Here is an 8,436-nt window from a genome sequence, read left to right on the forward strand (position 1 = left end):
TCTCCAGACCTAATCATTCTGAATCGTGGTGATTGAGAATGATCAGGTCAACCTAAAGATCTCCTCAGACCGTCTGTTCCTTGGTCTTCAGGAAGCGCAGCGTCGGGTTTTCCTGGGTTACGGTGTCGAGGTGCCAGGCGTTGCGCGCCAGGAACACCGGCGAGCCATCATGGTCTTCGGCCATGGCGCTGCGCAGCCCGTCCTGGAACGATTTCAGCGCGATCGGGTCGTCCGACTCCACCCAGCGCGCGGTGTAGAAGGGTGCCGGCTCGAAATGCACCGGGATGCCGTATTCGGTGCGGATGCGGTCGGCCAGCACCTCGAACTGCAGCCCGCCGACGACGCCGACGATCCAGTTGGCGTCCAGCAGCGGCTTGAACACCCGGGCGGCGCCTTCCTCGGCCAGCTGCTCCAGCGCCCGGCCGAGATGCTTGGCCTTCATTGGGTCGTCCGGCCGCACCCGCTGCAGCAGCTCCGGCGCGAAGCTGGGGATGCCGGTGAAGCGCAGATCCTCGCCCTCGGTCAGCGCGTCGCCGATGCGCAGGTTGCCGTGGTTGGGGATGCCGACGATATCGCCGGCCCAGGCCTCTTCCGCCAGTTCGCGGTCCTGAGCCAGGAACAGCACCGGGTTGTGCATGTTCATCAGCTTGCCGGAGCGAACATGCTTCAGCTTCATGCCGCGCTTGAAATGGCCGGAGGCGAGGCGGACGAAGGCGATGCGGTCGCGGTGCTTCGGATCCATGTTGGCCTGGATCTTGAACACGAAGGCCGAGACGTCGGTCTCGGTCGGGTCCACCGTCCGGCCCGCCGTCGGCTGCGGCCGGGGCGAGGGGGCGAGGGCGCCGATGCCGTCCAGCAGTTCGCGCACGCCGAAATTGTTCACCGCAGAGCCGAAGAACACCGGGGTCAGGTGGCCCTCGCGGTACATCTCCAGGTCGAATTCCGGGCACAGCGCCCGGGCCATCTCGACCTGTTCGCGCAGCGTGGCCACGGCATCGGCCGGCAGCAATTCGTCCAGCTTCGGGTCGTCCAGGCCGCTGCAGGTCTCGCCCAGCTCCGGCATGGCGCCCTTCGAGCCCTTGGCCATCAGCACCAGCCGGTCGTGGAACAGGTCGTAGCAGCCCAGGAAGCCGCGGCCGCTGCCGATCGGCCAGGTCGCCGGGGTGATGTGCAGCTGCAGCTCCTGCTCGATCTGGTCGAGCAGGTCGAACGGGTCGCGGCTTTCACGGTCCATCTTGTTGATGAAGGTCGTGATCGGCACGTTCCGCATGCGGCAGACCTCGAACAGCTTCCGGGTCTGCTCCTCGATGCCCTTGGCGGCGTCGATCACCATGACCGCGCTGTCGACCGCGGTCAGCGTGCGGTAGGTGTCCTCCGAGAAATCCTCGTGGCCCGGCGTGTCCAGCAGGTTGAAGGTGTGGCCGTCATAATCGTAGGTCATCACCGAGGCGGTGACCGAGATGCCGCGCTCACGCTCCACCTTCATCCAGTCCGACCGGGCCCGGCGCTGGTCGCCGCGTGCCTTGACCGCGCCCGCCATCTGGATGGCGCCGCCGAACAGCAGCAGCTTCTCGGTCAAGGTGGTCTTGCCGGCGTCGGGGTGGGCGATGATCGCGAAGGTGCGGCGGCGCTCGATCGGGTCGATGTTCGAAGGCATGATGCAGTCAGTCATATATGCAAAAGCAGGCCGCGGGGAGCGGCCTGCCAGAAACGGGCGGGAACGGGAGAGGCCCGGCCGCTACATCAGCCCGTCCCGCCGCAGCAGCGCGTCCGGGTCGGGTTCGCGGCCGCGGAAGCGCTTGTACAGCTCCATCGGGTGTTCGGTGCCGCCGCGCTCCAGGACGTTCTCCTTGAAGCTCTTGGCGGTGTCGTGGTCGAACAGCCCCTTCTCCTTGAACAGCTCGAAGGCGTCGGCGTCCAGCACCTCGGCCCATTTGTAGCTGTAATAGCCGGCGGAATAACCGCCGCCGAAGATGTGGCTGAAGCCGGAGGAGGTGTTGGTGTCCGGCACCGGCGGCAGCACCTGGGCCCGGGCGGTCGCGCTGCGCTCGAATTCCGGCACCGAGGCGATCGCGGTCGGGTCGTTGTCGTGCCAAGCCATGTCGAGCATGCTGAAGGCGGTCTGGCGCAGCGACTGCCAGCCGGCCATGAAGCGGGCGCTGTCACGGATCTTCTGCACCAGGTCGGCGGGCATCGGCTCGCCGGTCTCGTAGTGGCGGGCGAACAGGTCCAGCCCGTCCTTCTCCTGCGCCCAGTTCTCGAAGATCTGCGACGGCAGCTCGACGAAATCCCAATAGACGTTGGTGCCGCCGAGCGAGCGGTAGGTGCAGCGCGACAGCAGGCCGTGCAAAGCGTGGCCCATCTCGTGGAAGAAGGTCCGCACCTCGTCATAGGACAAGAGCGACGGCCGGTCCGCGGTCGGCTTGGTGAAGTTGCAGACGATGGCGACGTGCGGCCGCTTCACCCCGTCGGCATACAGCCCCTGGTCGCGATAGGTCGTCATCCAGGCGCCGTTGCGCTTGGACGAGCGCGGGAAGAAATCGGCGTAGAACAGGCCGACATAGCGGTCCTCGGCCTCGTCATAGACCTCATAGGCCTTCACGTCGGGGTGCCAGACCGGATAGGCGTCCGACGGGCGGAACACCAAGCCGTACAGCCGGCGGCAATGCTCGAACACGCCCTCGATCACCCGGTCCAGCGGGAAATAGGGGCGCAGCGCCTCCTCATCGAAGGTGAAGCGGTGCTGCTTCAACTTTTCCGAGTAATAGCCGACATCCCAGGGCTGCAGCGGCTCCGGGCCGCCGACCGACTTGGCATGGGCCTGGATGTCGGCCAGGTCGCGCTCCGCCGCCGGGCGCGAGGCGTCGAGCAGCCGGTCGAGGAAGGCGTGCACCGCGGCCGGCGTCTCCGCCATCCGCTTCTCGATCACGAAGGCGGCGTGGGTCGGATAGCCCAGCAGCCTGGCGCGGCGGAAGCGCAGCGTCGCGATCTCCTTGATCAGCGGCTGGTTGTCGAACTCGCCGCCGAAGGCACGGGCGTTGAAGGCGCGCCACAGCTGCTCGCGCAGCGGCCGGGCCTCGGCATAGGTCATGAACGGCACATAGCTCGGCGCGTCGAGCGTGATCAGCCAGGCGTCCGGCCGCTCGCGCTCCTGCGCCGCCACCTTCGCCGCCTTGACCGCGCCCTCGGGCAGGCCGGCCAGGTCGGCCTCGTCCTCGATCCAGAGGGTGAAGCCGTTGGTGGCCTTCAGCACATTGTGCTGGAAATCGGGGGTCAGCTTGGCCAGCTGCTCGTCGATCGCGCGCAGCTCACCCTTCTCATTGTCGGACAGCAGCGCGCCGTTGCGGACGAAGCCGCTATAGGTGTCGTCCAGCAACCGCGCCTTCTCGCCCTTGAGGCCGAGCGTGTCGCGCGCCTCCCAGACCGAGCGGACCTTGGCGAAGACGCGCGGATCGAGCGAGACGTCGGAAGAGAAATTGGCGCTCTTCGCCCCGAAATCGGCGGCCAGGGCCTGCAGCTCGTCCGAGGTGCGGGCCGACAGCTGGTTGTAGAACACCGAGGACACCCGGTCGACATCCTGGCCGGCCTGTTCCAGCGCCACGATGGTGTTCTCGAAATCCGGCGCGGCCGGGTTGGCCAGGATCGCCTCGATCCGGGCCTTGGCCTCGGCGACCGCATGATCCCGCGCCGGCAGGTAGTGCGCGACCTCGATCCGGTCGAACGGCACGGCCTGGTCCTGCAGCGGCGAGGGGGCGATCAGCGGGTTGTCGCTGGTCGCCGGGGCGAGGCTGTCGGAGGCTTGCGTATCCATGCGGCCGGGGGTGTCCATTGGCTAGCGGGCGGGGCAGCGGGGCGTTAAGGCAGTGGGGCGTCAAGGCAGGGCCCGGTGTCTCAGAGGATTTTGCCCTCGAAGGGGTGCCGGCCCTCGCGATCCTCGATCTCGACCACCCACAGGTCGGGATCGCGCTGGACCGCACGAGCAATATAGGCATCGGCCTCCGCCTCTGCCAGGACCTCGCCGCCCTTAGCCGGCAGCCATGCGACGGCGCCGTCGAGATCGCGCGACTGGCTGAGCACCCGGCAGCCGGCGACGCCGAGGTTCAGCTTGAGGATCAGGAGGCCGGCGCGCGGGTCGCCCTTGCGCACGACATAGGTCGAAATCGCCTGCTGCCCCAGCTGGCGCAGATGGGCCGAGACCCAGAGTTCGGTCGGAAGGCGTTCGGTGGTCATGCGGCAGGATATAGCAGAAGGGGGCAGGAAAACGCCTCACAACACTTGGGCCGGCGACTTGATCGCAATCACAGCCCCAGCGCATGCTGTGAGGGTATTTTCCGGGGGGATTTCGATGAGCAGGTTGCCATGGGTGTTGCTCGCCGTCCTGACGGGTGCGTGCAGTGCGGGCCCGGCTGCCACGAGACCAGAGATCACGATGGATGGCGACACCGGCGCATACTCGTACCTGGTGTTCTTCGAGGACGGAGGCACCCGCCTGACGGAAGACTCCAAGTCCACCATGGCGTTGATTGTGGCCGACGTCTGTCGGCAGCTCACCACGCGCATCTCCGTTTACGGACACACGGACCGCAAGGGGGCACCGGCCACTAACCGGGCTTTGTCGTTGAGACGCGCCGAAGCCGTTCGCCGGGAGTTGGTCGCCCACGGCGTTCAAGGCAATCTTGTCGTGATGCACGGCAGCGGGGAGGGCGATCCGTTGATCCCAACGAAGGACGACGTCAGCAATGCCGAAAACCGGCGCGCTGAAATCTCCCTTGACCCTATCAGAAGGCGATTGACGGCGCTGCCTAGCCCTCCCTGTTCTCCCACTGCGAGCCCAGCCCGGCAGTAGTCTGGCGCTTGGATCGCGCTGGCGGGTGACATAGGCCGCGAGTGACCGCTATTTCAGCTGGCACAGCCGAGACAGCGCGGCTTGACCACAATCGGGGTCGAGGCACAGGCTGGAAAGATATACCGGGGGGAATTTCATGAGCCGGTTGGGGCAGGCAGCATTGCTGATGGCGGCTTTGCTGGGCGCTTGCAGCCCGGCGCCGGCTGTCCCGAAAGCACAGAGCGCCGACCAAATGCTCTCAATCAACGATGGCCCGACCTTCTATATCATGTTTTTTGAAAGCGGCAGTTCGCGTCTGACGGCGACTTCAAAACATGCCGTCGCCTTCGCAGTCGCCGATGCCTGTCGTCACGCCACGACACGCATAACCATTCGGGGGCATGCGGATCGCGCGGGCTCCCCGGCGGCAAATCAAACCCTGTCGTTGCGACGTGCCGAGGCAGTTCGCCGTGAAATGATCAAGAACGGAGTGGCCCGCAGCCTGATCGTGACTGAGGGCCTGGGCGAGACGGATCCCCTGGTTCCGACACCGGACGGCAACGGTCATAGAGACAATCGTCGGGCTGAAATCGTCCCGGAGCACGAGAGATTCGTTATGGAAAAATTGTCCGATGCGCCATGCGTGCCGGGTTCTGCCGTTCGCGGGGAATAGCGATATCCAGGAGCTAGCGCCGGCGACGCCGGCACGAGCCCCTGGTCACTGCCCGCCGCGGTCCCCTACTTGAACAACCCCAGATCCACCGCCTCGGACATCGCCTGATAGCCGGCGGCGTTGGGGTGCAGGTGGTCGCCGACGTCGAAATCGGCGCGGATCTTGCTCGGGTGGCCCTGGTCGCGCACGGCGGCGTCGAAATCGATCACCGCGTCGCAGCCGCCGTTGCGGATCCAGCTGTTGACCGCCTGGCGCTTCACCTCTCCGTCATCGGTGTAGTAATGCGCGAACACCGTGCCCTCGAACGGCGTCAGCGTGGCGCAATAGGCCTTCAGACCGTTGCCGCGGGCACGGGCCACCAGCTGGCGCAGGCCGCCGATGATGTCCTCGCCCATGACAGCCTGCTCGGGCAGGCCGGCCGAGCTGGAATGGCCGATGTCGTTGATGCCCTCCATGATCACCACCCAGCGCACGCCAGGGACGGACAGCACGTCGCGGTCGAAGCGCGACAGCGCGCTGGGGCCGAACATCGCTTCGGGCAGGTCGTGCAGAACGCGGTTGCCGCTGATGCCGGAATTGACCACGCCGATGGCCGGCCCGCCGGCCTTGATCAGCCGTTCGGCCAAGAGGTCCGGCCAGCGCTTGTTGGCGTCGTTGCCGGAGCCATAGCCGTCGGTGATCGAATCGCCCAGGGTCACGATGGTGCTGCCCGCGGCCTGCACATCGACCCGGGACAGGGCGATGCGCATGGTCGATTCGGTGGCGTCGGGCAGGGTCGCGGCCTCGGTCGCATCCCCTGACAGAGAGATCCAGGCGGTCTGCATGCCCAGCGGGTGGACGACGGACGGGCCGGTCCAGCGCGGCAGGAACAGGCTGACCGTCAGCGTGTCCAGCGGCAGCACCGCGAGGTCGACCGGGTCGGACACCGCGGGCGCGCCGGGCGGGATGGTGATCGAGGTGGCGCCGCCGAAGGTCAGCGCCTTGCTGCTGGCCGGGTCGATCGCGCCGGGGGTGCTGCCGGGCCGGGCGATGCGGGCGGTGCCGATCACCAGGGGCGCGGTGCCGGTCTCGTTGCTGAAGCGGATCCGCACCTTCGGGCCGCCGGCGCTGAGCCGGACGACCTGGCGAACGGTGGCGTTGCTCAGCTCCGGCCCGACCGGAAAGGCCGGGCTGGCGCCCCAGCTGCCCAGCCAAGTCTCCGGTGCCGGCGCCGGTGCCGCAGGGGCGGCGTCCTGGGCTCCGGCGATGCCCGGCATGGCGAATGCGGCCAGCAGGCAGGCCGTGGCCAGCCAGGATCGCCCGTTTCCGTTGACTCGGATCATTCCGCTTCCTCCACCTGTCCGGGCTGCCGATGATCCCGGCGCCGCGTTGTCTCGACCCACCGTCGGTATCCCGGAAGTATGCGGGGAGGAGGGCCGGCGCGGCAACGCCCGGCGGTGCTATCGCAGCAGATCGAGATCGACCGCCGCGGCCATCGCGGCATAGCCGGCGGCGTTCGGGTGCAGATGGTCGCCGCTGTCGAAGGCCGGATTCAGGTGGGCGGGCCGGGCCGGGTTGCGCAGCACCGCATCGAAATCGATCACCGCGTCGCAGCCGCGGCCGTCGCGGATCCAGCCATTGACCGCTTGGCGCTTGGCGTCGCCCCGCGGTGTGTAGTAGCCGCCGAGGCCGGTGCCCTCGAACGGCGTCAGGGTGGCGCAGAACGCCTTCACGCCATGGCTGCGGGCGCGGGCGACCAGCTGCTGCAGCCCGGCGATGATCTGGTCGGCCGTCGCCGCCCGGTCGGTGCGGTCGCTGTCGCCGGAATGGCCGATGTCGTTGATGCCCTCCAGGACCACCACCCAGCGGATGCCGGGGACGGACAGCGCGTCGCGGTCGAAGCGGGCCAGCGCGCTGGGGCCGTACATGGTGCCCGGCGTGTCGTGCAGCAGCCGGTTGCCGCTGATCCCGGCATTGACCACGCCGATAGGCTGCCCGCCGGCATGGACCAGCCGGTCTGCCAGGCGGTCGGGCCAGCGCCGGTTCGCGTCGATGCCGGAATGGGTGCCGTCGGTGATCGAATCGCCGAACGCGACCAGGGTGCCGCCGGACGCCGCGACCTCGATGCCGGACAGGATGAAACGCATGGTCGAGCTATGGGCGGCGGGCAGGGTGGCCGCGGCCGTGGCATCGCCGCGGTTGGAGAGATAGGCGGTCTGTTCACCGTCGCGATGGATCACGGCCGGGCCGGTCCGCTGCGGCAGGTACAGGCTGACCGCCAGCGTCTCCAGCGGCTGCACCGCCAGCACGACCGGGTCCGACAGCGCCGCCCGGCCGGGCAACACGGTGATGGCGGCGGCGCCGCCGAAGGTCAGGGCATGGCTATCGGCCGTATCGATCGAGCCCGGCGTCGGGCCGGGCCGGGCGATGCCGGCGGCGCCGATCACCAGCGGCCGCGTGCCGGTCTCGTTGGAAAAGCGCACCCGCAAGGCGGGGCCGCCGGCGCTGAGCCGCACGAATTGGCGGATGGCGGTGCCGGCCAGTTCCGGGCCGACAGCGAAGCCCGGGCTGGCGCCCCAGCTGCCGATCCAGGCTTGTTGCGCCCGCGCGGGACCGGGGGTGGCAGAAAGGATGGCCAGCAGGCAGGCCGTGGCCAGCCGAAATCGCCCGATCCCTAGGTTTTCGATCACCCGGCCCTCGTCCACCGCTCCCGCCGTATCGGCGCGGCCGATCCTGCGCGGGGGTGGGCGACACCGTCAATCCGGTGCCGCGGCCGGCAGCGGGCGTCCCGTCCGATGTGGTTGCGGGCGCGGAGGTCATCCACGCTCTGCACCCGTTCGGCCGGTCAGCGATAGCGCCGCAGCGCCGCCACCTGGTCCGATGCATCCTCGCCCTCGGCCAGCTTCTCCAGCAGGCCGGAGAGGCGGTCGATCTCATGCCGGGTCAGGGGCGTCATGCC

At 68.2% G+C, this 8,436-nt stretch carries 7 protein-coding genes; 2 read left to right on the plus strand and 5 right to left on the minus strand.

The genetic code is table 11. From position 1 onward, the window contains the following. Positions 1 to 64: 64 nt before the first annotated feature. The 3 genes from AC3XYG_RS30910 to AC3XYG_RS30920 form a co-directional block, all read right to left on the minus strand. Entirely contained in the window at positions 65 to 1,657 is a 1,593-nt protein-coding gene (locus tag AC3XYG_RS30910) for a peptide chain release factor 3 (protein WP_489143721.1), read from the minus strand. An 81-nt stretch (positions 1,658 to 1,738) separates the two neighbouring features. Then, positions 1,739 to 3,811, minus strand: a complete 2,073-nt coding sequence (locus tag AC3XYG_RS30915) for a M3 family metallopeptidase (protein WP_489143722.1) — start codon at positions 3,809 to 3,811, stop codon at positions 1,739 to 1,741. Positions 3,812 to 3,891: 80 nt separating this feature from the next. Next, positions 3,892 to 4,230 (minus strand): DUF1491 family protein, encoded by a 339-nt coding sequence (locus AC3XYG_RS30920; protein ID WP_489143723.1) that lies wholly within the window; start codon positions 4,228 to 4,230, stop codon positions 3,892 to 3,894. A gap of 199 nt (positions 4,231 to 4,429) precedes the next feature. Here AC3XYG_RS30920 and AC3XYG_RS30925 point away from each other — a divergent pair, with 199 nt between their 5' ends. Beyond that, positions 4,430 to 4,846, plus strand: coding sequence for an OmpA family protein (locus AC3XYG_RS30925; protein ID WP_489143724.1), 417 nt, complete (start codon positions 4,430 to 4,432; stop codon positions 4,844 to 4,846). 136 nt (positions 4,847 to 4,982) lie between these two features. Further along, entirely contained in the window at positions 4,983 to 5,498 is a 516-nt protein-coding gene (locus AC3XYG_RS30930; RefSeq protein WP_489143725.1) for an OmpA family protein, read from the plus strand. 65 nt (positions 5,499 to 5,563) lie between these two features. Here the strand turns inward: AC3XYG_RS30930 and AC3XYG_RS30935 are convergent, their stop codons facing one another. Further along, positions 5,564 to 6,820 carry an SGNH/GDSL hydrolase family protein gene (locus AC3XYG_RS30935; protein ID WP_489143726.1) on the minus strand — a complete coding sequence of 419 codons (1,257 nt, stop codon included), beginning with the start codon at positions 6,818 to 6,820 and terminating at the stop codon, positions 5,564 to 5,566. Positions 6,821 to 6,937: 117 nt separating this feature from the next. Continuing rightward, positions 6,938 to 8,167, minus strand: a complete 1,230-nt coding sequence (locus tag AC3XYG_RS30940; RefSeq protein WP_489143727.1) for an SGNH/GDSL hydrolase family protein — start codon at positions 8,165 to 8,167, stop codon at positions 6,938 to 6,940. Between the last annotated feature and the right edge of the window lie 269 nt (positions 8,168 to 8,436).

This window comes from Inquilinus sp., assembly GCF_057815775.1.